Annotated in this window: 20 protein-coding genes and 3 pseudogenes; 8 read left to right on the top strand and 15 right to left on the bottom strand. The window is 42.4% G+C overall.

What is annotated here, in order from left to right; genetic code table 11:
- Positions 1 to 444: 444 nt before the first annotated feature.
- The 7 genes from guaA to H6G97_RS18755 all read right to left on the bottom strand — a co-directional run bounded on the left by guaA (position 445) and on the right by H6G97_RS18755 (position 5,955).
- Positions 445 to 2,067 carry a glutamine-hydrolyzing GMP synthase gene (guaA, locus tag H6G97_RS18780; protein WP_190942229.1) on the bottom strand — a complete coding sequence of 541 codons (1,623 nt, stop codon included), beginning with the start codon at positions 2,065 to 2,067 and terminating at the stop codon, positions 445 to 447.
- 228 nt (positions 2,068 to 2,295) lie between these two features.
- Positions 2,296 to 3,408, bottom strand: a complete 1,113-nt coding sequence (gene cbiD / locus H6G97_RS18775; protein ID WP_190942228.1) for a cobalt-precorrin-5B (C(1))-methyltransferase CbiD — start codon at positions 3,406 to 3,408, stop codon at positions 2,296 to 2,298.
- Between the two features lie 330 nt (positions 3,409 to 3,738).
- Positions 3,739 to 4,218 (bottom strand): hypothetical protein, encoded by a 480-nt coding sequence (locus H6G97_RS18770; RefSeq protein ID WP_190942227.1) that lies wholly within the window; start codon positions 4,216 to 4,218, stop codon positions 3,739 to 3,741.
- A 335-nt stretch (positions 4,219 to 4,553) separates the two neighbouring features.
- Positions 4,554 to 4,805 carry a DUF6887 family protein gene (locus H6G97_RS18765; protein ID WP_190942226.1) on the bottom strand — a complete coding sequence of 84 codons (252 nt, stop codon included), beginning with the start codon at positions 4,803 to 4,805 and terminating at the stop codon, positions 4,554 to 4,556.
- Positions 4,792 to 4,980, bottom strand: coding sequence for a DUF6888 family protein (locus H6G97_RS55970; protein WP_422394195.1), 189 nt, complete (start codon positions 4,978 to 4,980; stop codon positions 4,792 to 4,794). The genes H6G97_RS18765 and H6G97_RS55970 overlap by 14 nt, the downstream gene beginning before the upstream one ends.
- A gap of 45 nt (positions 4,981 to 5,025) precedes the next feature.
- Positions 5,026 to 5,322, bottom strand: a complete 297-nt coding sequence (locus H6G97_RS18760; RefSeq protein ID WP_190942225.1) for a DUF7734 family protein — start codon at positions 5,320 to 5,322, stop codon at positions 5,026 to 5,028.
- Between the two features lie 36 nt (positions 5,323 to 5,358).
- On the bottom strand, positions 5,359 to 5,955 hold the full coding sequence (locus H6G97_RS18755; RefSeq protein ID WP_190942224.1) for a DUF3177 family protein: 597 nt from the start codon (positions 5,953 to 5,955) through the stop codon (positions 5,359 to 5,361).
- A 349-nt stretch (positions 5,956 to 6,304) separates the two neighbouring features.
- Between H6G97_RS18755 and H6G97_RS55965 the strand changes: the two are divergent.
- Both H6G97_RS55965 and H6G97_RS55960 read left to right on the top strand, forming a co-directional pair.
- Positions 6,305 to 6,534, top strand: a pseudogene (locus H6G97_RS55965) (transposase); the annotation flags it as partial.
- Positions 6,535 to 6,560: 26 nt separating this feature from the next.
- Positions 6,561 to 6,701: pseudogene (locus H6G97_RS55960) on the top strand (transposase); the annotation flags it as partial.
- Between the two features lie 182 nt (positions 6,702 to 6,883).
- On the opposite strand, the pseudogene H6G97_RS18745 reads toward H6G97_RS55960, so the two are convergent.
- Positions 6,884 to 7,039: pseudogene (locus H6G97_RS18745) on the bottom strand (NUDIX hydrolase); the annotation flags it as partial.
- A 127-nt stretch (positions 7,040 to 7,166) separates the two neighbouring features.
- On the opposite strand from H6G97_RS18745, the gene H6G97_RS18740 reads away from it, so the two are divergent.
- Together H6G97_RS18740 and H6G97_RS18735 are read left to right on the top strand one after the other, a co-directional pair.
- Positions 7,167 to 8,207, top strand: coding sequence for a dipeptide epimerase (locus H6G97_RS18740; RefSeq protein ID WP_190942223.1), 1,041 nt, complete (start codon positions 7,167 to 7,169; stop codon positions 8,205 to 8,207).
- 315 nt (positions 8,208 to 8,522) lie between these two features.
- On the top strand, positions 8,523 to 8,810 hold the full coding sequence (locus tag H6G97_RS18735) for a hypothetical protein (protein WP_190942222.1): 288 nt from the start codon (positions 8,523 to 8,525) through the stop codon (positions 8,808 to 8,810).
- A 152-nt stretch (positions 8,811 to 8,962) separates the two neighbouring features.
- On the opposite strand, the gene H6G97_RS55405 is transcribed toward H6G97_RS18735, so the two are convergent.
- Entirely contained in the window at positions 8,963 to 9,124 is a 162-nt protein-coding gene (locus H6G97_RS55405; RefSeq protein WP_338421769.1) for a hypothetical protein, read from the bottom strand.
- Entirely contained in the window at positions 9,124 to 9,915 is a 792-nt protein-coding gene (locus tag H6G97_RS18730; RefSeq protein ID WP_338421768.1) for a Rieske 2Fe-2S domain-containing protein, read from the bottom strand. Before H6G97_RS18730 ends, H6G97_RS55405 begins: the two co-directional genes overlap by 1 nt.
- 288 nt (positions 9,916 to 10,203) lie before the next feature.
- Here H6G97_RS18730 and H6G97_RS18725 point away from each other — a divergent pair, with 288 nt between their 5' ends.
- Positions 10,204 to 10,860: a TetR family transcriptional regulator gene (locus H6G97_RS18725; RefSeq protein ID WP_190942221.1), complete on the top strand. Its 657-nt coding sequence runs from the start codon at positions 10,204 to 10,206 to the stop codon at positions 10,858 to 10,860.
- 723 nt (positions 10,861 to 11,583) lie between these two features.
- On the opposite strand, the gene H6G97_RS18720 is transcribed toward H6G97_RS18725, so the two are convergent.
- From H6G97_RS18720 to topA, 5 genes are all read right to left on the bottom strand, one after another.
- A complete protein-coding gene (locus tag H6G97_RS18720) occupies positions 11,584 to 14,295 on the bottom strand; it encodes an HD family phosphohydrolase (protein WP_190942220.1) in 2,712 nt (903 codons plus the stop codon).
- A gap of 119 nt (positions 14,296 to 14,414) precedes the next feature.
- A complete protein-coding gene (locus tag H6G97_RS18715; RefSeq protein ID WP_190942219.1) occupies positions 14,415 to 15,365 on the bottom strand; it encodes an ADP-ribosylglycohydrolase family protein in 951 nt (316 codons plus the stop codon).
- 72 nt (positions 15,366 to 15,437) lie between these two features.
- Complete coding sequence (gene aroQ, locus H6G97_RS18710; RefSeq protein WP_190942234.1) at positions 15,438 to 15,887, bottom strand: type II 3-dehydroquinate dehydratase; 450 nt, start codon at positions 15,885 to 15,887, stop codon at positions 15,438 to 15,440.
- Between the two features lie 22 nt (positions 15,888 to 15,909).
- Positions 15,910 to 16,050, bottom strand: coding sequence for a hypothetical protein (locus H6G97_RS18705; protein WP_012410890.1), 141 nt, complete (start codon positions 16,048 to 16,050; stop codon positions 15,910 to 15,912).
- A 251-nt stretch (positions 16,051 to 16,301) separates the two neighbouring features.
- Positions 16,302 to 18,953, bottom strand: a complete 2,652-nt coding sequence (gene topA / locus H6G97_RS18700; RefSeq protein ID WP_190942218.1) for a type I DNA topoisomerase — start codon at positions 18,951 to 18,953, stop codon at positions 16,302 to 16,304.
- Between the two features lie 427 nt (positions 18,954 to 19,380).
- Here topA and H6G97_RS18695 point away from each other — a divergent pair, with 427 nt between their 5' ends.
- From H6G97_RS18695 to bchB, 3 genes are all read left to right on the top strand, one after another.
- Positions 19,381 to 19,674 (top strand): hypothetical protein, encoded by a 294-nt coding sequence (locus tag H6G97_RS18695; protein WP_190942217.1) that lies wholly within the window; start codon positions 19,381 to 19,383, stop codon positions 19,672 to 19,674.
- The gene (locus H6G97_RS18690; RefSeq protein ID WP_190942216.1) at positions 19,661 to 20,764 is read left to right on the top strand and encodes a DUF6745 domain-containing protein; all 1,104 of its coding nucleotides are present in this window, start codon (positions 19,661 to 19,663) and stop codon (positions 20,762 to 20,764) included. Before H6G97_RS18695 ends, H6G97_RS18690 begins: the two co-directional genes overlap by 14 nt.
- 361 nt (positions 20,765 to 21,125) lie before the next feature.
- Positions 21,126 to 22,652: a ferredoxin:protochlorophyllide reductase (ATP-dependent) subunit B gene (gene bchB, locus H6G97_RS18685; RefSeq protein ID WP_190942215.1), complete on the top strand. Its 1,527-nt coding sequence runs from the start codon at positions 21,126 to 21,128 to the stop codon at positions 22,650 to 22,652.
- Positions 22,653 to 22,866: the final 214 nt, after the last annotated feature.

Here is a 22,866-nt window from a genome sequence, read left to right as displayed (position 1 = left end):
ACTCTATTGCCTGAATTACCTTCTGGCGTAAGTCGTAACTGTAAGGTTTTGGCATGAGCTTTCCTTGAGCTGAACGCTTCATCTGTATCTAGTTTTACTTTACTCACTAATTATACTGTTTGTCCTAACCGCCTTGGCGCTTGCTATAAAACTTAGCAAATACGGAATTTTGTGGCATTGTTGCTCTTAATAAATTTATAGTCAAAAAAATAGACAATGCCGATGCTTAAAACAAATCCGGTCGGCATTGTCATTTAGAAATACAACTGAAGCGGAGCCGAAGACACCCCGCCTCTTCAAGAATCAGGTGTTAAAAGTAAACTAAGCTTTGTAGCTAACTCTTCATTTGAAAAGGTGTACCTAATTAACTAGCAAATTGCTGTATGTGAATCTAAACTACTGTCAAAAATCTGAACCATAACAAAGAGTTAACTCAAAACTTGATTACTCCCATTCAATGGTTCCAGGTGGCTTAGAGGTGATGTCATAAACCACCCGATTCACGCCTTTTACCTCATTCACAATCCGAGTGGAAATCACTTCCAGGACATCGTAAGGGACTCTTGCCCAATCAGCAGTCATGCCATCTTCACTGGTAACAATCCGCAAAACAATGGGGTAAGCGTAAGTACGTTGATCCCCCATAACGCCAACACTACGAATTGGCAGCAATACAGCAAATGCTTGCCAGAAATCATGATACATACCGCGTTGGTTAATTTCTTGCCGCACAATCAAATCGGCATCGCGCAAAATGTTTAACCGTTCAGATGTGACTTCCCCCAAAATGCGAATTGCCAAACCAGGCCCAGGAAAAGGTTGCCGTTGGACAATTTCTTCTGGTAAACCAATGGAACGTCCAAGTTTGCGGACTTCATCTTTAAATAGTTTCCGTAGTGGTTCCACCAATTTAAATCTTAGGTCTTTGGGCAAACCGCCAACATTGTGATGGCTCTTAATTTTCACCGCTACCCGCTCACCACTTTGCGGATCAACGTTGGTGTCAGCAGATTCGATCACATCTGGGTAAAGAGTCCCTTGAGCTAGGTAATCAAAGTGACCGAGGCGCTTAGATGTTTCCTCAAATACAGCAATGAATTCGTGTCCGATGCGGCGGCGTTTTTCTTCAGGATCTGTAATATCAGCAACTTTAGCTAAAAAGCGATCGCGAGCATTAACATACTCTACAGGAATGTGAAACTGCTCTTGGAACAGCTTTACTAATCGCTCTGGCTCATACTTTCGCATAAAGCCTTGGTCGATAAACACGCAAGTCAGTTGCTCACCAATCGCTTTATACAGCAAGAAGGCCAGCGTAGAAGAATCCACCCCACCAGACAACGCCAATAGCACTCGCTTTTCACCAACTCTGGCGCGAATTTCCCGAATTGCCTCTTCGACAAAAGCTGCTGTTGTCCAAGTGGGTTCGCAATCGCAGATGTGATAGACAAAATTACGGATTAATGCTATACCACCAATAGAATGCACCACCTCTGGATGGAACTGAACACCGTAAAGTTTCTTTTCATGGTCGGCGATCGCAGCACAGGGAGTATTTTCTGTATGTGCCAGCAATTCAAACCCTGATGGCATTTGAGTAACTGAGTCTCCATGACTCATCCACATAGTGGTGCCATCTTCGACGTTAGTGAGTAAACCTGTGGGATCATCAATATATAATGAGGCTTTGCCGTACTCACCTCGATCGGCCTTTGCCACTTCCCCACCGAGTTGATTTACCATCAGCTGCATCCCATAGCAAACACCCAAGACGGGTATTCCCAAATTCCAGATTTCTGGGTCACAATGGGGAGCGTTATCACCATAAACCGAACTTGGACCACCAGAGAGGATGATTCCCTTAGGATTGAGTTGGCGCAAATGTTCAGAAGTAGTGCGATAGGACAAAACTTCAGAGTATACTTGAGTTTCGCGGATGCGACGGGCAATCAACTCAGAATATTGAGAGCCGAAGTCCAGAATTACAATCAATTGGCGATCAAGTCTCCCCAAATTTTCCAATGTTTGGGGCGCTTGTTCTGTTGGTAGAGTCACCGCTGTATTCATGACAAGAGAGTTATATCTGTTAAGGATAAATAGATGCTTTGTGGTCTATGGTGATGCTATTATTCAGCCTGGATAGGCTGATAATGGTATAGAAAGCCCTGACAAACGCGAGTTTATGTGCGTTTGTCAAGTCCCGGAGTCGGAGATGGTATTAAAACGATAAATCTACCCTAGAGTGGTTACTTAAGAGATTATTTATTTGGATTGTTTACGATTATTCATAATAAATTAACATAATTTTCCCATCAACAGAGCAGCAGTTTTACTCTTCACGATAATTTTGCGATCGCGATCAAAGAGGATAGAGCCACAAATTGTTACTCCCGTGCCCTTTTCGCTATGACTTTGGATGTATTCTTTAGAACGGACATCGATGGCTTCGGCGATCGCACTATAAACTTGATTTACCCAATCACTAGTAGTTGTAGCATCTAGCAATTTTAAGTATTTTAGTGCTGCTTCGGCGGTTGCACTGTTAAATACAGCTTGGACATCTGGTGATTTTAAACCTGCGATCGCACAGTGCGCTGCTAAAATTTCTCGCCGTCCATCAGCCAAGTAGTGATGGGTGTGAAAAATCCCGCCAGCCAGTTTCATCAGCTTACCGTGATAGCCAAATAATAAGATTTCTTTCACGCCTAGCACATCAGCTTCTACTAACATTGGGCCAAGCCAGTTAGCAGTTTTGACCAATTGTTCAGGATTAATCCCTAGTTTACGCGCCAAATCTAGGCCATTCTCCCCGATGCAGAATACTAAACTCTCAAAACGAGCGGCTTTATTTTGTAATTCTGCACGAAAAACTGCAAGCTGATCTGGTGTACTCAAAGGTTGAGAAATGCCAGTTGTGCCTAAAAGGGAAAGTCCTTCAACCACACCAAAAGCAGAATTTGAAGTGCGAACAGCTAGCGATCGCCCTTCAGGTAAAATAATCGTCACCGTGATTTTTTGCTCCGGTGGTAACATTCGTTGCAAATTCTCTTGCAACAGCCTTTGAGCATAAGCATAAATAGCAGGCTTGTCATCAGCATTCACCTGTATGCCAATTCCTTCCCCACCTTTAATAATTACTGCTTCCCCTGCTTCCCTCCACTCCACCAGCGCCCAAATCGGTGTATCTTTAGTCAAATCGAGATTATCACCAGGATCGCTGCGAGTGATTGCCAAAGCCATACTTTCAGATAGTCCTGCTACTTGTTCAATTGGTATTTCTGCAATTTGAGCGGGTTCAATCAAATCTACAGATGCTAAAGTTAGGGGTTGGCGATCGCGTAACCAATGGAAAGCTGCAACAGCAGCAGCGCAGGCAAATACCGGGAGTGTATATCCAGAACGGGACATTTTTTAAATTCAGAAGTCAAAAGAATTCTTCAAAATTGTTCGTGCAGCGTTACGTAGAAAAGACAGTTTCAGACGGCAATTTAGACCCATCTGTAGGTTGCTTGCTTTAGGGTAACGGAAAAATTGAACGGATGCAGATAGCCTGATATTCTCACCAAATAACCTTTCAGCCTTTGGCTTCAACGCCGTGTTAACTCTCTTCACCAAGCATTTTGATAAGTTTCCCCAAGCCGGAAATGGTTGATCATCAATCATTGCTTCTGGCTTTGGGAGATAACCAGCGAAGCAATCCTCTAGCCCAAACTCCTTTGCTGAAGCACGAGCAGAAAATTATATGCCTAATACTGAGATACAGTCATGGTTCTTTAACTGTTCTTCAAGCCATTCTGACAACTCTCTCAATACGCCTGCTAAAGTCATTGCATTAGACCGAAAATCACTCGCAAAACGGCACATTGAATCTCTGAAGACAAATCCCACTTTACCTTCAAGTTCTTGAACATCTTGAGACTGCTCCAGCACTTGCATCAAATTACTAAAATCACTAATAATCAGTGTCCAAACATCTTTTCCAATCGCCATGAATGCGTAGTGGTCAAAATCAGGTTCATGACGTTCAAAAACTGGCTCAAAATAACCAAAAATTTCCTCTGTAATGAATACAGAGTTTTGATTCCAACAATTTCCTTCATACTTACCTGGTAATATCTCAAAATAGCAAGTACCGTCTAATTCACTCAAACTACGAATGAGGCTTATACGCTCCATAGTATTTTCTTCAAGCAACTGCTGTTCTCTCTCTTCTACCAATTCTCGAAGGGCGATCGCTGCCTTTTTATAAAGAAAACCACCACTATTGTATAACCGTTGCTTAAGTTTTTCGGTTGACAGTTTAGGAAATATCTGTTTGTATTCAACTATTTTCCGAAACTAGTGTTCCTGTTCACTCATCCAACAAGTCTTGATGTTCAAGAATTATCTCGCAGGATTTGCAGAATTTTAGAAGTTAGGCTTTTGCCAATACGGAGATAGATATAATTTGGGCGCATGACCATATAGAAGACTGCGCTGATGAAAATCAGAATCTTTGGAAGCAATTACGAAATTGTGTGCTTTGTAGATAACCTTTCTTTGGCTCTTACAAATCACTCCTGATCGGTCGTCTCCAAGGCAGTGTTAGCCTGCTGACCACTGCTTTTTGCTGCTTCTAGCTTTTGGCGAATCGCTGCTTGAACCTTATCATCAAAATCGGGATCGTTGGGGCTTGCAACAATCCTACGCGGACGCTGGTTAATCCTGTCCAAGTATGCTTGAAAAGCAGCTTCATCTCCACGATGCTTAAGAAAATACTGTTTTAATTCAATATCAGACATTGAATCGTAATTAATTCGGCTCATCAGACAAATCTCCGTTGGGTAAAATTTGGAATTTAATCTCTTCGTCATACCCAGCAAGGATGTATATATTACGAGTCCTATTATCAACACAAATGAGGTATATGGGTTGAAGCATGATATACGTCAGTTGATAGCTAATACGATACAAACTTGCTACTTGAGCAGCAGTAGGCATTTTACTTAGTTACACCAAAATTACGAATTACAAATTAGTAATTAGTTAAACTCCCACTTTCAATAATAGAGCTTCCATAGTTTCCCAAGAAATTCCTTGTTGAATATAACGGGGTGTTTCAGGATTGTAAGGACTAGCTACTCGGTCAATATTGAGGATGTTTGCCCCATCTGGTAGAACTGGTACATCTGGATCAAATGCCGTAGGGCGCATCAAAGAACTGGAAAAGCCTTTGAAAATAGCAATTGTATCTTGCTCATCAGCAATTTCCACCGTTACAAGTAGGACTTCTTGGGGGCGTTTAGCGGTATATTGTTCCAGTCGCTTGCCAATGGAATTCATTTTTTTAAGAGTGGAGGTAAGGTGGCGCAGCGGCGGTTACTGTGGTGTGGCCGAGCGTCCCTGCTTGCCCAGCTTAATCAGAATAAAGTAGCTTAAGTAAAGCACATAAACTACTAAACTAGTTATGCCGAGAAAACCTAAGAATTCAGCCTTGCTATTAGCATGGAAATATTCTTTGAATAGCAACGGAGCCTCGAACCAGACGCGACAATAGGGAGTTTTCAGAGCATTGCCAGAAAAAGCACAACCCAAAAAAGGGATAAAAGCTAATGTACCCAAAATACAATAAACAGTTGTCGCCCAGCGCCAAGAGGTAAAAATCAATTTCAAAGAGCCACTGCTTTGATACTCAATTTCATCGTTAAGATCCACCCAGAACCACAGCGAAATTGGGATCAAAATCTGAGCTATCAACCCAGAGATAAAGCTAACTGGATACTGGGCAATCATTAAGTAGATCGTGATTGCTACTAAGCTTGATACTCGCCAGTATATAGCCAATAAGCGTTGTATCCCTTCCGCTTTTTGCACAAATGCCCAAATCAAAAGAATTAGCGGAATAAATACCAGGAATAATACTGCCAGTCGGTAATCAATCCAGACGAAAGGGCGAAACCAAATATTATAGTCCATAGTTTTTCTCAAACAATAGATCAAAAGAAAGTTAGGGGTCAGAATAAATCAAGTGGGGTTTTATACCACTACCTGATTCTAGACTGCTTAATAAAGCAGGAGTGTTAAACCCTTTTATTCAAGAGTCTGTCGGACTCCAATTTATTATGAATTCTTCTTGATAATAGTTTAATCAAAGCACAAAGCCCAGTCGCTAACTAAAGGCAGTGCTTCGACTTTTTTGTACAAGCAAGTGGTTCACCAAGTCAGCCATACTATTTTACGAAACTTAGGGTGTGTCATCAATTAGATGTGAATATAGTATAAAATCGATAGCCAAGCGCGAGTTGAGTCATCGGGGAGTGCTAAAATGACGCGCCGCTATGCTTTGCGGGATGACCAGTGGGAACGTATCAAAGACCTACTACCAGGGCGAAAACAGACGGTCGGACTAACTGTTAAAGATAATCGATTGTTTATCGAAGCAGTGTTGTATCGTTAGCGAGCAGGCATTCCCTGGCGGGACTTACCCAAACGATTTGGCGATTAACGAGAGTAGTTCATACCCGCTTCAGTCGATGGGCAAAGCGCGGAGTGTGGTAACGGGTATTTAATATGAGTGAGATTTGTACAAAGCACGACATCTAATTGAGAATTTCTTTGCCCAACTCAAACAATATCGAGCGTTCGCCACACGCTATGATAAGCGGGCAATCAACTTTCTCAGCGCAATTTATCTTGCTGCTGCTGTTATCTGGCTTAATTGATGACACGCCCTAGAGTTTCATCATGATGTGTTTATGCTGCGATCACCCCTGAGAGATTTGCCTCGAATATCATCTACGCAAACCTAACTCTAAACACTCTACAAACAAATTACAAGTACCATTCCACTAGTAACACAACTTAGCCAAACTACTTTTTATACAGAAAATTTTTAAATATTATCTGGAAAAATTATCAAAACATCAGGCTTAATGCTAACAAAATAATCATCAATAATTTTACCATTGGGCAATTCTACTTCATCTTGCCTTACCTTACACCAGATATGATCTAAAACCATTTTTGATTTTAAAGTTTTCCATTTTTCTAAGTTGTTCATAAATAAAAATATGAATAAAAACTTTAGTCATCAAGTAATGAATGTAAAAAAGTATAACAGATGTATTCGATAATCTAAACTTTGAACTTAGACTAACTCTTGCAATAACATAATATGTATAAAAAATATGCAAATAAATGTAAACTTATTTACAGTAAATAAGAGATTTCCGTTGACTATTAGTCGAGGTACAACGGCACAGACGACTAATGTATGGGTGAGAATTTCACAAGATGGGATCGAAGGCTGGGGAGAAGCATCACCATTTGGCGTGGGTAATCATCGGCAATCAACTGATACGATCAAAAACGCTCTAGAGCAAGTTTTGCCACTGTTTCAAGCATTCAGCCCCTTACAACGACAGGAAATTGAGCAAGTTTTAACACAAAACCAGGTTCCTTCTGCTGCAAGAGCTGCCTTGGATATGGCAATGCACGACTGGTTGGGTAAGCGCTTAGGATTACCCTTGTGGCAAATTTGGGGACTCGATCGCAATAAAATAGTCCCGACTTCTGTCACAATTGGAATTAATTCGCCGGAAGGTGCAAGGGCAAGAGCGCGAGACTGGTTACAATTTACTGATGTCCGTCTTTTCAAGGTGAAGCTAGGTAGTCCAGATGGCATAGATGCAGATAAAAATATGCTGTTAGCAGTGCGAGAAGAAGCATCTGAACCAGAATTTTTTGTTGATGCCAATGGGGGTTGGAGCTTGGAAGATGCGATCGCAATGTGCAATTGGCTGGCTGATTTAGGTATAAAGTATGTAGAACAACCTTTGCAACGGGGACAAGAAAAAAGTTTAGCAAAACTCAAAGAACACTCTTCCCTGCCCATTTTTGTCGATGAAAGTTGTTTTACAAGCGCTGATATTCCCCATCTGGCCAACTACATAGATGGCATTAATATCAAACTGATGAAATCAGGGGGACTAACGGAGGCAATGCGAATGGTACATACAGCACGAGCATATCAGTTGCAAGTAATGTTCGGTTGCTATTCTGATAGTTCGTTAGCTAATACAGCAGCATTACAGCTAGCACCACTAGCTGATTATTTAGATTTAGACAGTCACCTTAATTTAATTGATGACCCCTTTACAGGTACATTGCTACAAGAAGGAAGAGTTTTGCCAAACTACTTACCAGGTTTGGGAATTAATCGATGCTAGATCAAAAGCTAATAATTAGTAGAACGAAAAAACTATATTTAGCCACGTAAAAACTGAAATTTGGAAAGAGCGATCGCTTAATTCAAAATCTGCGTTAAATCCAGCACAAATCCAGGCAATACATCCTCTCCTGATAAACTAGTAGGCGATGTCTCCGACGGGCTACGCCTACAAAATAGTCTGGCGGGTAGCAGGCTAACTCCAGCAATTGCAAAACTTTATAGCCAACATACCAGACTTCGTGCAAGAGGAAAGGGATTAACTGGGTGGCGAGAAGATGAAGCAGGTGAAAGATTAAATGATGCTATGCGCCTTATGGAGGCTGCATTTATCCAGCGAGAAACTGGAGACACTAACTGGCGTAATGGAATGCTACGGGTTGGTGAGTTATTTGAATGGCTATCTCATCCCCAACTAAACCCCGATATTTTACCAATTCGTTTACTTGCAGCGGCTGTGTATGAACTTGCTGGTTATCCTGCTAGGGCTGCGGGTTTACTCAATGAAGATATTTTCCGACATATCCTCCTGCGCCAGAAGGGAAAAATGAAGGAGTTGAAAAGAGGTTACGCCCTTATCTTTTCTGGGCAGCTATGCACTTAGCTGCACCAGATGAAAAAGGACAAAGGCGTGCTGTTCTTATTTCAGTCACATAGTACCCTGGCGGTTACGCTGAAGACTTTCTAAATTTTTTGAGCAGTAATGAGCTAGAGTATCTACTATTTTAAAGCGTAGTTAGGTTTTACAAATCCAAATTACCAATCGCGGTAGAGTTTTTCTGCATAGAACATAATCTCTTCATTTGGCAATCTAATTTTTGGTTTTTGCCGAGAATACAAACTTTCAACTGCACCTGTATCCTGTTCAATAACTGTGGCTGCTGCTTGTAAAACTGAATTTTTAAACAGAAATTTCATCAAAGGATTGACGATTTGGCATACATCAAAATAAATGTCTTGGTGATTTTTGCTGTTTCTGGGTAGAGAATATGAATTTGAGCAATATCACCAATAGGTGTTTTTGCAAAAAAAGCTGTAGTTGAAGGAAAAGCGTATTCGAGTCTATTAGTAAGAGTTTTAGGGAAGATTCCCAAAATAGGATTTTTGAGAATTTCTACTAGCGTGTTATTGGCTCTTGTCAGTTCTTGTTTGACTGTGGCATAGTATCCTTTTTCTTCAAAAGAACTTACATTACAAGATGTAATTTTAAATAGTTCTTTATGAGTACCATTTTGGTGGTTATAGTCATAGTTAACCATCAGATTAGTCAAAAAGTCGCCTTGAATACTTTTCTCCCCAGTTACTCCGATGAACTCGTAATCATCGGCAATTTTCTGATGCAAATCTGGGATGGGCAATCTTGGCTCAAATCCAGCATACGTCCAGATGCAATCATTGCTAATAATTAGCTCTAATGGTCTGGTAATTGGCTGAGTGTCTTTTTTATCTCCTTGCTGTAGTCTACCTTGCCCATCAAATTCTAGTGCATGAAAAGGGCAAGTAATAGTATCTCTATCTTGACAAACCCAGCCGTTTGATAATGGTGCTTGCATGTGCGGACAGATGTTATCAAGGGCAAACATTTCGCCTTTTTGGTTATGCCAAATGACATAATCCTGTCCGTTTAATGTGATTTTCTTCGGTTTATTCACTCCTAACGTAGATTTATGCGCGACTAACCAAGGCGCACCAGGTAAAATTGGTTCCATTTTTCCTCCAAAATCTTGAGAAGTTGTTTATTTAAAGTTCAGTGGATGGGTTAGGAAAATGCCACACAATATTTAATGCAAATTGGGATAATTTAAGTCTTGTCTGCAATGGACGAACTAATACAACCGCGCATTTGCTCGGCTAATTTTGACTAGTGCATTGCTGAATTATGCAAATAACTAATTAATTTTTTAGTTAATGAGTATTAATTTAATAAATTTCATCTTCTATGTCAACTACTAACCAATTTTTTAGTTAATATGTTTTCGTTATGATGATGGAGCAACGTGGGTCGTTCAACGCAGTCAAAATTCTCAGCTAAAAAGCCGCGTCAGGTGCGCGATGCAGAAGCGACGAAAAAGCAGATTCTCGATGCAGCGGAAGCGGAGTTTGCCAGAAATGGACTTCAAGGGGCACGGACAGAAGCGATCGCTAGAGGTTCAGGTGTCACCACAGCGATGATTTACTACTACTTCCAGAGCAAGGAAGGACTATATCAAGCTGTTCTGCAACGTCCGGCGGTGGAGATGCACGAAGGGTTTGAGCAGCTAAATCTGGATCAGTTCCCACCGGAGGAGGCCTTGAAGGTGCTTGTCAAAGAGGCGATCGCTTATGAAGCTGCTCATCCGCACAGAGGAATGCTTTGGTTCCAAGAAGCAAACCAAAATCAAGGAAAGTATTTCAAACAGGGGAATTGGCAAGAAAATTTTAGCTATCTCATTAAGATTTTAGAACGGGGAATGGCTGAAGGTTGTTTCCGTCAGATCGATCCATTTCTCACTACTCTTCATATTATTGGGGTTTGTAATTTATACTTCAACGCTTACGAAAACATCAAGCATACTAGACCCGATTTGCAACTGCTGAGTTCAGAAATGATTGAGCAGCATACTCAAGCAGCAGTTAATTTTATTTTGGCTGGTGTGCGATGTGTTGGAGATTAGAGATTGAATATCGGGAAAACTGCTCAAAAAAGGGTTTTAAGGAGTGTCGTAAACAGTGACAGGCTTTAAACCCCGACTTATTTAAGAAGTCGGGGTTATTTTTGTCATAAAGGTGTTTGCTAATCTTTACTCCGATATAGCAATCTTAAATGAGTTGTGAAAACATAGGACTTACGCACTGTACAAATGCATCGTGATATGAATTACCTAAAATAGGCTATTTCAGGCTTTTCTTAATTATCCTGCGATGCCTACGGCGGTAAACTACGTACATAGACCATGCTGTAGGGGCACAGCATTGCTGTGCCCTTACGAAAGATATGGTTTTTAACCTTGATTCATATTTAGTCTTTCTTGTCAATGCGTAATACCAATTCAAATAATGTTTGCGACACATCAATTATTTGTAAGGGCACAACATTGTTGTGCCCCCAATACGGTTCGGTTAAGCCCAAAAAATAAAAATGTGTAGGTTGGGTTGAGGAACGAAACCCAACATTTTGCGGGGTTTGTTGGGTTTCACTTCGTTCAACTCAACCTACAAATATTCTTAACCGAACCGTATTGGTTGTGCCCCTACCTATCTGTCGCATTCTTTTTTCAAATTGGTATATATAAGTCCTAAAATAGTTTTTAATCGAACCCCTCCAGACGTGGAGAACATAGAGAGAGCAAAAACAGACATTTTCACAAATGATTTAGGACTGCTATATTTATGATGAATTACGAATTCCGCACAGCATTACTAGCCTTCAACTTCGGATAAGCAATCCGTTTGTGATGAAATTGCTGCCAAACATCTACAAATATCTGGGCAATTTTTGACATTTCTTCTCGTGTTAGTCCTGAATCTACCAGCTGATTGTCTTGCCATTTGGAACGCAGGATATTATTTAACATTGCTAAAGCTTGATCGGTGGAAACATCTTTGAGTGATGGCTTTTTTCCCAGAGGTTTCGCCGATGCTTCGAGCGATCGCAGCGCTGCTTCGCAAGAATCTGCTAACATAACAATTCCGGTTTCGCGTGATTGGGGAATTGGGCCATCGTAGCGAAAATCTGCGTCGTCTACTGTTAAACTTGAATCTTCTTGAGCCATTTGCTGCGCTTGATGATGGAAATAGGCAATCAGCATTGTTCCCTGATGCTCTGGAATAAAAGCTTGAATTGCTGTAGGCAAAAGGTGTTTACGTGCCATCACCAATCCTTCAGTTACGTGCTTTTTGATAATTTCTGCACTCTTCCAAGGGTCTTTAATCTCTGTATCATGTTTATTCGGCCCCCCCATTTGATTTTCAATAAAGCCAAGGGGGTCGTGCATTTTGCCAATATCGTGATATAAGGTGCCAGCCCTGACTAACTCAACATTGCATCCTAGTTCTTTGGCAGCAGCTTCGGCAAGGGTAGCGACAAACAGCGTGTGTTGAAAAGTTCCGGGAGTTTCAGTAGCGAGTCGTTTTAACAAAGGGCGGTTAGGGTTTGCCAACTCTGCTAGGCGGATTGGGGTAACTAAATCAAAAACTTTTTCTAGATAAGGACTCAAGCCCAAGGCGACAACACTCCAGCCTAAACCGGATAAAGCGAATAATCCGGCTTCTCGGAGGACGAGATACCAAGTTGAACCAAATACTTGACCAATTAAGATTTTAACAACTAGGTAAATGCCGCCCTGAGTTAAAGCGATCGCAACACCCAGTAATGCCAATTCCTCACGCGATCGCAATCGTTGCGCTATGTAACTACCTAATATTCCTCCTGCGGCACCAGCTAAAAGCGCAGCCTTGCTTATATCCAAGCTAATGCCTAATATTGGCAGCAGCAGTCCGACAACTGTCAACCCCAAAGTGGGGCCGTAAAAGCTTCCCAACAATAAACCAAGGGCACTCCAGGTGGTATAAGGCAATCCGATCACAATTACTCCTGGCACACTCAAAGTTAGCAATAACACCAATAGGCGATCGCGTTGTCGCAATTCGTAATCTACATGCCGTTCTACCCAGACAACAATGCCAATGGCGATCGCAATAACACCTGCTAACTTCCCTAACTCGTGCCATTTTACCTCCCGGCGAACCAGGTGATAATGCTCCAGCACCTTAAAGTTCCATGCAGTAATCTGCGCTCCTCTTTTGACAATCACCTCACCGCGTCGTACCTTCACCATCACGGGCGGCACACCAGCAGCTGCCTTTTGAGCGTTTTCTCTGGTTTGTTCTTCATCTTTTTGCAAATTCGGCTTGAGTACAGCTAACAACAACTTCTTTGCCAAAGTTTCAGCGGATTCTGGTACAAAGGTCTGCAATTGTAAACTCACCGCATCTTGTAAAATATTTTTTGGCAGCCCTTGCGGAATACCTTGGGTAAGAATCCGCTCTGCACTCTGATGGATTCCTGTTTGTGTTTTTTCCCATTCCACATCTGACAAATCCAAAAAAAGAGATTCCTCGTATATTGCTTCTGGGATAACAGTCTCTAACTGTAAAAGTTTGGCATTAGCTTGGGTGTATCTTTGGCGTGTTTGGGAAATTTGGGCAATCAGTAAGGACAAGCTTTTATCAGAACTAGTGACGCGGTAAGATTCTAGTTCTGCTACGGCTTGAGTAAAGTCAGTGTTTTGAGAAAAATCAACAGGGTTTGTCTTCTGTGGCGTTGTTGTACGCGGTTGGCGTTCCTGATTGGGTGCAGCTATAGATGATGGACGTGATGAGGCGGCGGTTTGTCTTTTTTGTTGATTTTTACTATTCTCTATAGTCAATAGCACTGCTTGCCATTCTGATTCAGGATAAGAGCGGAGGTAACGTTGGGTAGAGATGGACAAAATTACAGGATCAAAAAAAGGAAAAGCTCCAGCAACGGTGCGAATTTCGTTGCCATCATCCAGAAGTTTTTGCAAATTTTCATTGATTTGTTCGTTCATTCGCGCATCAAGCATCAGCACTTGTAAGGAGCTTGTACTAACAGCTTTGCGCTCGGCTTCTGTTTTTTTCTGATCTTCGATACTAGCTGCGTAAGGCGCTGTAATTGTCTGGGGCGCAGGATTTCCTACTTGGAGTTGCGTCTGGTTGTATAATCTATGCCCAATAACGCCAGTGAGAGATACTAGAGCGATCGCTAAAATTACCAAAGAACGCTGTTCATGCACCCAATCTAAACAGACTGCATAAATAGTACTTTTAGTTTTGACCGATTTTGTTTTTGACTGGAGCGCTATTTCTTGTTTTCGGCGATGCCTACGGCGAGCTACGTCTACGCTTTTATCGTTAGTTTTTGAGAAAAATAAGATTATATTCTTCAGCACAGTGCTTAGAAGTTCCCTTCTATGGCTTTTGCTTTTGGGACTTCTCATTAACTTTCCCTTACGGCGTAGTCCTTTGTACTGTCGCCGCGAGTTAGCCAATTGCTGGGTTAAGAACTGCAAAAATTGCTGCATTTTCATTATCTCTGCCTGCAATTGCCGACTTTGATACCTCAAAAAAAGACAATCATCAGGGAAATTTGATTTGCGGCTGCTGCAAATACGGTGGCGGGCGCTAATTACAAAATTACGAATTATTGTTAACGCGACCGAATAACGCGAGGAGCTGCATAAACTGAAAGCGGAGCCTCTTCACATCCCTCCTCTGTGAACTCCTTTGGATTTAAGGTAACATTATACACTCCTGACCACACTGCCACAAATCCATCGGTCAATTCTAACATTTGGGAAAAAGTAGTTAGTCCCCATTCTGGAGAATTCTTTTGCAAGAGCAAGACTTGCCAATTTACAGGAATTCCACTTATACCGTTATATGCTCCTGATAAAGCACCAGTAATTGCACCTGTAGCCTGGGAGATTAGAGACGTACCATTTTGCACTTGAGAATTGTCGTTGTAAGTAGCCCGCAAAACTGCAAGGCGAAAGTCCTCCAAAGTACTCAAAAAGCAATAAAATGCCATCGCAATAGTGTTACTGAGTTTTTCTTCCTTGGCAAACTCAGCCTGCGCCGTTGACAATCCAGCTCCTTGCTCTAATAAATTCTGGATTCTTAATAATTTTTTTGGTATTGATGTTGGTGTTTCTCCGAGAAAAGTGATTGTTTGCGGGATGAGGGTTAAAGGGTTGAGTTTTTCAGTTAAAGCAAGAGCGATCGCATATCCTACTGCTAGTGTTCCATCCCGTACTACTGGGTCATCCTCCCAGATTTTTAGCACACGCAGCAAATTTTGTTGCAGCTTAATGGGACTTTCATGAAAAAATAGTATTACTGGTAGCGTGGCAATAATTATTTTTATAGATATTGATATGTCATCAGTTGCTGCGAAATAAGGCGATTCTTCTTGCTGACGCTTTATCCAATCATCTAAATCTAATTTACCCAAGGCAATGAAACTCTGGATACCCAGAACCGTCATTTTGCCCAAATCTAGGCAACTTTGAAACTGTATTTCACCACCAGAGGCTAAACTTCCCCCCAGGAATGCTCCGAGTAAAGTACCTTTAAAGCGATTTATAGGAGAGTGACGCATAAATTATGTAGTTAAAAGTGAGGAGTTAATCAAAGATTGCTAATTCCTAACTTTACTACCAACTACCAATTGCTAACTCCTAACCCTTAAATGATCTACCAAAGCTTGTAAGCCCAACAAGTAACTTTGAACGCCAAAACCGCTTATTTGCCCGATCGCTACTGGAGCAATATATGAATGATGGCGAAAATCTTCCCGGCGATAGATGTTACTTAAATGTACTTCTACTGTGGGCAAATTAACAGCCGCGATCGCATCCCGCAATGCCACACTTGTGTGGGTATACGCGCCTGCATTAATCAGAATTCCCTGATGTTGCCCTAATGCGCCATGAATAGTGTCTACCAAAATTCCTTCATGATTTGACTGCACAGAAAAAACTTTCGCCTGTAACTTGAATGCTTTTTCTTCTAACAGGCGGTTAATTTCAGCTAGTGTCAACGAACCATAAATTCCGGGTTCTCTTTGTCCTAGCAAATTTAAGTTTGGCCCATGCAGTGCCAGAATGCTTAAGGGTTGCAAAGTCGAGTTCAGCACTTGGGGATTAGTGCCGACGGCGTGAGCGATCGTTCACAGGAATCGGAATCAGTTCCGGTTCCGGTTCAGCCTCTGGCCCTAACAGGCTCTCAATTAGCCTACGAGCTAATTCCTTAAGCTTTTCCAGCACCTTTTCTATATAGTCCATGAACAGACCGCTCCTGAGATACTACCTCAATTTTTGATTAACAGGTACGCAAAAAATGGCATATTTTCGCACCTCTGGCTTCCAATCGGGCTGATACACAATCCCGTATTTGGGACATAAGCCACTTCTAAAATTTGGCGTTGTGTTTTCCCTTACCTTTTAGACTATCATACTTGCAACCTATCGAACTGTATCCTATCAAGGATAAGTCTTAAGGGTCAAGAGTCAGACTTTGGACTCTTGACTTGCAACTAGCTTTCTGTAGCCTTTTTTTTCGCAGCAGTGGTTGATGATTTAGCAGTTGACTTAGATTTGGAACTGGTTGATTTACTCGTTTTGCGAGTCGATTTCCCGGTTGATGCCTTAGCTGCCAACAAATTCAGCGCCTCGGCCAGCGTTATATTTTCCACCGATTGACCTTCTGGGATACTTACATTAGTTTTGCCATGCTTAATGTAAGGGCCATAAGGGCCATCGTAGATGTTAATTGTTTCCCCGTCCTCTGGATGCGTACCCAATTCGCGTAAAGCTGCCTTAGACTTGCTGTTAGTGGAACTGCGTCCTTTTTTTGGTTCAGACAACAATTCCAATGCACGTTCCAGGGTAATTGTCAATACATTATCAGCAGCTTTTAGGGAGCGGTAATCTTTTCCCTCCTTACCCTGGTCATGAACCACATAAGGCCCAAAGCGTCCTAAACTTGCTTGGATTTTGCCGCCAGTAACTGGGTGCACTCCCAATGTTCGGGGTAGCGCCAACAGACCAACAGCCATTTCCAGGGTAACGGTTTCTGGGGTGACACCTTTGAGTAGGGAGGCTTGTTTCGGTTTGGGGTTTTCGTCGGTTTTATCACCCAATTGAACATAAGGCCCATAAGCACCAATTTTCACATAAATCGGTTCACCAGTTTCGGGATGGCGACCTACCTGGTCAGGGCCAGTAGTTTTTTGCCGCAGCAAGACTTCTACCTGTTTGGGGTCGAGGTCAGATGGTGTTAGGTCTTTGGGAATTGAAGCGGTGATCACTCCGTCGCCATTTACAACTTCAATGTAGGGGCCATATTTCCCAATGCGGACTTTGGCATCTAGATTCTCCAGTTCTACAGTCCTAGCTTTGGTGGCATCAATTTGACTTTCCCGTTCTTTTACCAGGGTTTCCAGCCCTTTTTCTCCTAAATAAAATTGCTGCAAGTAGGGCAGCCATTTCGCTTCACCCGTAGCAATGTCATCAAGAGTTTGCTCCATCTTCGAGGTGAAGCTGGGATCAACGATGTCTGGGAAATGTTTTTCCAGCAAGTCGGTGACGGCGAAAGCGGTGAAGGTGGGAATGAGAGCGTTACTTACCAAATGGGCGTAACCCTTGTCGATAATTGTGCCAATGATGCTGGCGTAGGTACTGGGACGACCGATACCTTCGCTTTCTAAGGTTTTCACCAAAGTTGCTTCGGTGTATCTAGCTGGCGGTTGAGTTTCGTGCCCAACGGCTTCTAACTCTGTACAATTCGGATGATCTCCCACTTTCAGATTCGGTAAAATTACTTCCTGATCTTCCAGTGCTGCTTCCGGGTCGTCTGAACCTTCGACGTAGGCACGTAAATATCCTGGAAATTCAATCCTTTTGCCAGAAGAACGGAATCCAGCATCCTCAACTTGCAATTGCACGGTAATTTGAGTTTGGCGAGAATCAGCCATTTGACAAGCGACAGTCCGCTTCCAAATCAAATCGTAAATGGCGAGTTCTCGACCGCCCAAACCAGTTTCTTGGGGGGTGCGGAAGCTGCTACCTGCTGGACGAATTGCTTCGTGCGCCTCTTGTGCGCCTTTAGATTTGGTGGTGTATTGCCGGGGTTGGGGACTAAGGTATTGTTGACCGTAGAGCTTTTCTACACAACTACGGGCAGCTGCGATCGCTTGATCTGACAAATGTACAGAATCTGTCCGCATATAGGTAATATACCCCTGCTCGTACAAATTCTGGGCAACCCGCATTGTGTCACGCGCTGAGAGGCGCAATTTCCGGTTAGATTCTTGTTGCAGCGTCGAGGTGGTGAACGGTGGCGCAGGTTTGCGCGTCACTGGGCGTTCCTCCATCTCGGTAACACTCCAGGTTTTACCAGTTAGGCGTTCCTTGAGCGCTACAGCTTGTTCTTCGTTGAGCAACAAGACATTGCGACCTGCGGTAATTTGTCCGGTGGCTGCATCAAAATCGCTGCCGTTAGCGATTTTGGTTCCTGCCAATGTTACCAATTGGGCACCAAAGGGGGTTTTTTCCTTTGACAAACTAGCTTTCAGATCCCAGTACGTACCCTCATGGAAAGCGCGACGTTGGCGTTCCCTAGTCACTAAAACTCGCACAGCTACAGATTGCACTCGCCCAGCAGATAATCCCCAGGCGATTTTTTTCCATAGCAGGGGAGATAGGGTATAACCGACCAGCCGATCTAAAATCCGCCGTGTTTCTTGGGCGCGAACCAACTGCTCATTAATATTGCGGCAGTCTTTCAGAGCTTTTTTGATCGCCTCTTGGGTAATTTCGTGAAACACCATCCGCTTAGTCGGAACTTTCGGCTTGAGCAGTTGGTATAAATGCCAACTAATGCTTTCACCTTCCCGGTCTTCGTCCGTTGCCAGAATCAGTTCATCTACATCTTTGAGGGCATCTTTGAGCTGGGTAACAATTTTCTTTTTGTCTTTCGGGACAACATACACCGGTTCAAAGTCGGCGTCTACATTTACCCCTAGCTGCGCCCATGATTCCCCTTTGACGGCAGCGGGAATTTCACTAGCCGACTGGGGTAGGTCACGCACATGACCCATAGATGCCTCTACCCGATAGCCTGCTGGCAGGTAGTTGCGAATGGTACGAGCTTTGGTTGGAGATTCGACGATGACGAGAGTTGACATGGAAATTTCAATAAAAAGAAGAGCTACTAAGCTAAACAGTCAAATTGAGGTAATTTTTGCAAATTGTCAAGATAAAAGGTCACGCTTAGGGCGGTGATTTAATCCTCACATAAACTGCCTGCTTGGGATAAAATCTGCTGAACTTATGGCCCAGTCTGTCCCAGAGGTTAGCGGAGGGGAACGCTGGGTGTGAAGTTCCAGCTATTTCAATCTTTAACTTATCTAACGCATAATTGGCGACTACAGTTTTCAAAATACCCCGCAAGTGTAATTTAATTGAGGAATAGAAGCAGGGGGAGCAGGGGAAGAAGAAATATTGAATTGACCTATGCACAATGGTCAATGCCCAAGAGCTTGTGCCAAAATTAAACCAAACTTGAGAGCAAAAGCGAAGTAGGGTTTGTACCCATGTCAGGAAAGCAAAACCATGCAACCAATTCGTCAAGGTGATGTAATTTTACTGCCTGTGCAGCAAATTGAAGGACAAAAAATACCTCACTTAACTTTGGCAGAAGGCGAAGTTACGGGGCATAAGCATCGCATTACTGAGGGAAACGCCGAATTATACGAAAAAGATAGCACACTTTATTTACGTGTGTTCTCAGAGTCGGCATTGCTAGCTCATGAAGAGCATAAAGCTATTTCTATTGCCCAAGGTGAGTGGATGGTGAAAATTCAACGGGAATACGAGCCTGAAGGTTGGCGATATGTCGCTGATTGAAAAGTTAACGCCTGAGCAAGAGGCTTTGATTCCAGTTTATCGCCAAAAGTGGAGAGCGATCGCGCTTTCAACTGAGAGAATTGATAGAGAGAAAGCGGCGGAAGCTGTAAAAGCTGCCTATATTGCAATTGACTTTGGCTATGAAGAGCCTGAAATCTTTTTTCAGGATAGTCCTTATGCAGCCTGCAACTGGATGCTAAAACGACTGTCACCTCAATTTATAGACAATTACCTCAATGAACCAAATAGTATAGGAAGCTTATTCGGGGTTCATTTCCTTCAAGAACTTTCAAATAAACTCAATCAACAGTTTGGAAGCCAAGTGGATAGGCAATTACGCAACTTTTTTCATCTTTATAAGGGAACAGATAATCTTTTAAATCATACAATATTCAACGATTTAATTGAAAAATTTAGCACTCAAATAAACGAAGAAGCAGATAATTTTTCGTGGTGGATTGAAATTCAACTTCATGACTGTTTCCAACCAGAAAATTACAGTAATTTAATGAGTGGTTTTGATTTATGTAGCTCTGTTTTGAACATTGTTCATCCTCAACAGGAATGGAAAGTATTTCAATCTTTAATTCAAGAATGTGGTTGGTTATTTGCGTATGATGACATTTGTATTATCTGCGATCGCCCCCTTCACCTACGCTTCGACAATCAAAATCGCCTCCACGCTGAAGGCGAACCCGCCATTGAATTTACTGATGGATATAGCCTCTACTCCTACCACGGTGTAAGCTTGCCTGAAAAATACGGTAAAATCCACCCGCAGCAATGGCAATCTCAATGGCTTTTAACAGAGGAAAACGCCGAACTACGGCGAGTGTTAATTCAGGGTATTGGTTACGCCAGAATTTGCCAAGAATTACAAGCAATTGAATTAGATTTTTGGAAAGAATATACTCTATTAAAAATAGATAATGATGTCGATGAAGAACCAATTTACTTATTAAAAATGACTTGCCCCAGTACAGGGTTTATTCACGCCTTGCGAGTTCCACCTGAGATGAACTCAGCGCGTGAAGCAATTCGCTGGGTAAATTGGGGAGTAGATCCAGAAGAATTTGGTGTGCAAACATAATTGCTAGACGATAGAGTTTTTTGGTAATTATTTTTTAAGTATCGTAATACACTGTGAAATGCGTAATATAGCCTTAATAACTAATGCATCGCCCCAAATTGAAAACTAATTTGCTGAAAAATTAAGATTTATTTAAATAAAACAGCAGGCATATTGTGAAAGCCAAGAGCTACACCCCAACCAGTAAAAAGGTTTGAGCGATACCTACGCCCATGCACCCCAGATAAAACCCTTACAACTCTTCACTTCTTGAGGGCTACAACTTTTGAGACAATCAGAAACGATTTAATAATAATCAAGCACTTATAGTCCACTCTTATCGGACTCCGTGTTATTTCTATTGAAAAGGGAGAACACAAGCATGAAATTGGCTTACTGGATGTATGCTGGCCCAGCCCACATCGGCACTCTGCGAATCGCTAGCTCTTTTAAAAATGTTCATGCGATCATGCACGCCCCCATTGGCGATGACTACTTTAACGTCATGCGCTCCATGCTATCGCGGGAGAGGGATTTTACTCCGGTGACAACCAGTGTCGTCGATCGCAACGTTTTGGCACGCGGCTCCCAAGAGAAGGTAGTAGATAACATTGTCCGCAAGGATGCCGAGGAACACCCAGATTTGATTGTGTTAACTCCCACCTGCACCTCCAGCATCTTGCAAGAGGATTTGCACAACTTTGTCGAACGGGCGCAGTTGGAAGCAAAAGGAGACGTAATGCTGGCGGATGTGAACCACTACCGCTACAACGAACTGCAAGCAGCCGATCGCACTCTGGATCAAATCGTCCAATACTACATTGAAAAAGCCCGGAGGCGGGGCGAATTGGCTGAGGGCAAAACTGCGAAGCCCTCGGTGAACATTATCGGTACTACCACCCTTGGTTTCCACAACAATCACGACTGCACCGAACTCAAACGGCTGATGGCTGACTTGGGAATTGAGGTAAATACTTTAATTCCCGAAGGTGCTTCGGTGAATGACTTGAAAAAGATGTCCCAAGCCTGGTTTAACCTAGTGCCTTACCGTGAACTCGGTTTGACTACAGCTCGTTACCTGGAAGAACAATTTGGCACACCTTATATAGACATTACTCCAATGGGTGTTGTAGAAACTGCCCGTTGTATTCGCAAGATTCAGCAAGTAATTAACGCTCAAGGTGCAGAAGTTGACTACGAAAACTTCATTAATGAGCAAACCTTGCATGTATCTCAGGCTGCTTGGTTCTCCCGTTCGATTGACTGTCAAAACTTGACTGGCAAAAAAGCTGTGGTATTTGGTGACAATACGCACGCCGCCGCCATTACCAAGATTCTGGCGCGAGAAATGGGGATTCATGTTGTTTGGGCTGGAACCTACTGTAAATATGATGCAGACTGGTTCCGTGAACAGGTGAGCGAGTATTGCGATGAAGTGCTAATTTCCGAAGATCATGGTGAAATTGGGGATGCGATCGCTCGTGTCGAACCCTCTGCCATTTTCGGCACTCAAATGGAACGTCACGTTGGTAAACGTTTAGATATTCCTTGCGGCGTAATTGCTGCACCAATCCACGTCCAAAACTTCCCCATTGGTTACAAACCATTTATGGGTTACGAAGGCACTAATCAGATTACAGATTTGATCTACAATTCCTTCACTTTGGGAATGGAAGATCACCTATTAGAAATCTTCGGTGGTCATGATACCAAAGAAGTTATTACTAGAGGAATTTCTGCTGATTCTGATTTGAATTGGACAAAAGATGGCCAAGCAGAATTGAATAAGATTCCGGGATTTGTTCGCGGTAAAGTGAAGCGAAATACTGAAAAATTTGCCCGCGATCGCGGTTTCAAAGAAATCAACGCTGAGGTTTTGTACGCCGCGAAGGAAGCTGTCGGGGCTTAGATTAGCGGTTAATCGAGAGGATTGAGGGGTGAGGAGTTATGTATACTCTTTACCCCATTTTTTTGCTTTAGTGATAAAAATTAAATTATGAGATATTATAGATTTAATATTAATTTTTATATATTTTTCTCAATAACTATTTAAAATAACTAAATTAAATATGAATGATGACAAAGCGGCATTGTTTGCGGCACTGTGTTAGGCTGGTATTAAG

The sequence above is a fragment of the Nostoc flagelliforme FACHB-838 genome, from assembly GCF_014698065.1.
Lineage (GTDB): Bacteria > Cyanobacteriota > Cyanobacteriia > Cyanobacteriales > Nostocaceae > Nostoc > Nostoc flagelliforme_B.
The sequence above is the reverse complement of the archived record's forward strand: the minus strand, read 5'-3'. Positions and strand labels throughout refer to the sequence as shown.

Coding starts and splice junctions, on each gene's coding strand:
- bchB (WP_190942215.1), top strand. CDS start 21,126: ATGAAATTGGCTTACTGGATGTATGCTGGCCCAGCCCACATCGGCACT.
- cbiD (WP_190942228.1), bottom strand. CDS start 3,408: ATGTCCCGTTCTGGATATACACTCCCGGTATTTGCCTGCGCTGCTGCT.
- H6G97_RS55970 (WP_422394195.1), bottom strand. CDS start 4,980: ATGCCTACTGCTGCTCAAGTAGCAAGTTTGTATCGTATTAGCTATCAA.
- H6G97_RS18735 (WP_190942222.1), top strand. CDS start 8,523: ATGGAGGCTGCATTTATCCAGCGAGAAACTGGAGACACTAACTGGCGT.
- guaA (WP_190942229.1), bottom strand. CDS start 2,067: ATGAATACAGCGGTGACTCTACCAACAGAACAAGCGCCCCAAACATTG.
- H6G97_RS18705 (WP_012410890.1), bottom strand. CDS start 16,050: ATGGACTATATAGAAAAGGTGCTGGAAAAGCTTAAGGAATTAGCTCGT.
- H6G97_RS18760 (WP_190942225.1), bottom strand. CDS start 5,322: ATGAATTCCATTGGCAAGCGACTGGAACAATATACCGCTAAACGCCCC.
- H6G97_RS18715 (WP_190942219.1), bottom strand. CDS start 15,365: ATGCGTCACTCTCCTATAAATCGCTTTAAAGGTACTTTACTCGGAGCA.
- H6G97_RS18695 (WP_190942217.1), top strand. CDS start 19,381: ATGCAACCAATTCGTCAAGGTGATGTAATTTTACTGCCTGTGCAGCAA.
- H6G97_RS18765 (WP_190942226.1), bottom strand. CDS start 4,805: ATGAGCCGAATTAATTACGATTCAATGTCTGATATTGAATTAAAACAG.
- H6G97_RS18690 (WP_190942216.1), top strand. CDS start 19,661: ATGTCGCTGATTGAAAAGTTAACGCCTGAGCAAGAGGCTTTGATTCCA.
- H6G97_RS55405 (WP_338421769.1), bottom strand. CDS start 9,124: ATGAAATTTCTGTTTAAAAATTCAGTTTTACAAGCAGCAGCCACAGTT.
- H6G97_RS18720 (WP_190942220.1), bottom strand. CDS start 14,295: ATGAAAATGCAGCAATTTTTGCAGTTCTTAACCCAGCAATTGGCTAAC.
- H6G97_RS18755 (WP_190942224.1), bottom strand. CDS start 5,955: ATGGACTATAATATTTGGTTTCGCCCTTTCGTCTGGATTGATTACCGA.
- H6G97_RS18740 (WP_190942223.1), top strand. CDS start 7,167: ATGCAAATAAATGTAAACTTATTTACAGTAAATAAGAGATTTCCGTTG.
- topA (WP_190942218.1), bottom strand. CDS start 18,953: ATGTCAACTCTCGTCATCGTCGAATCTCCAACCAAAGCTCGTACCATT.
- H6G97_RS18730 (WP_338421768.1), bottom strand. CDS start 9,915: ATGGAACCAATTTTACCTGGTGCGCCTTGGTTAGTCGCGCATAAATCT.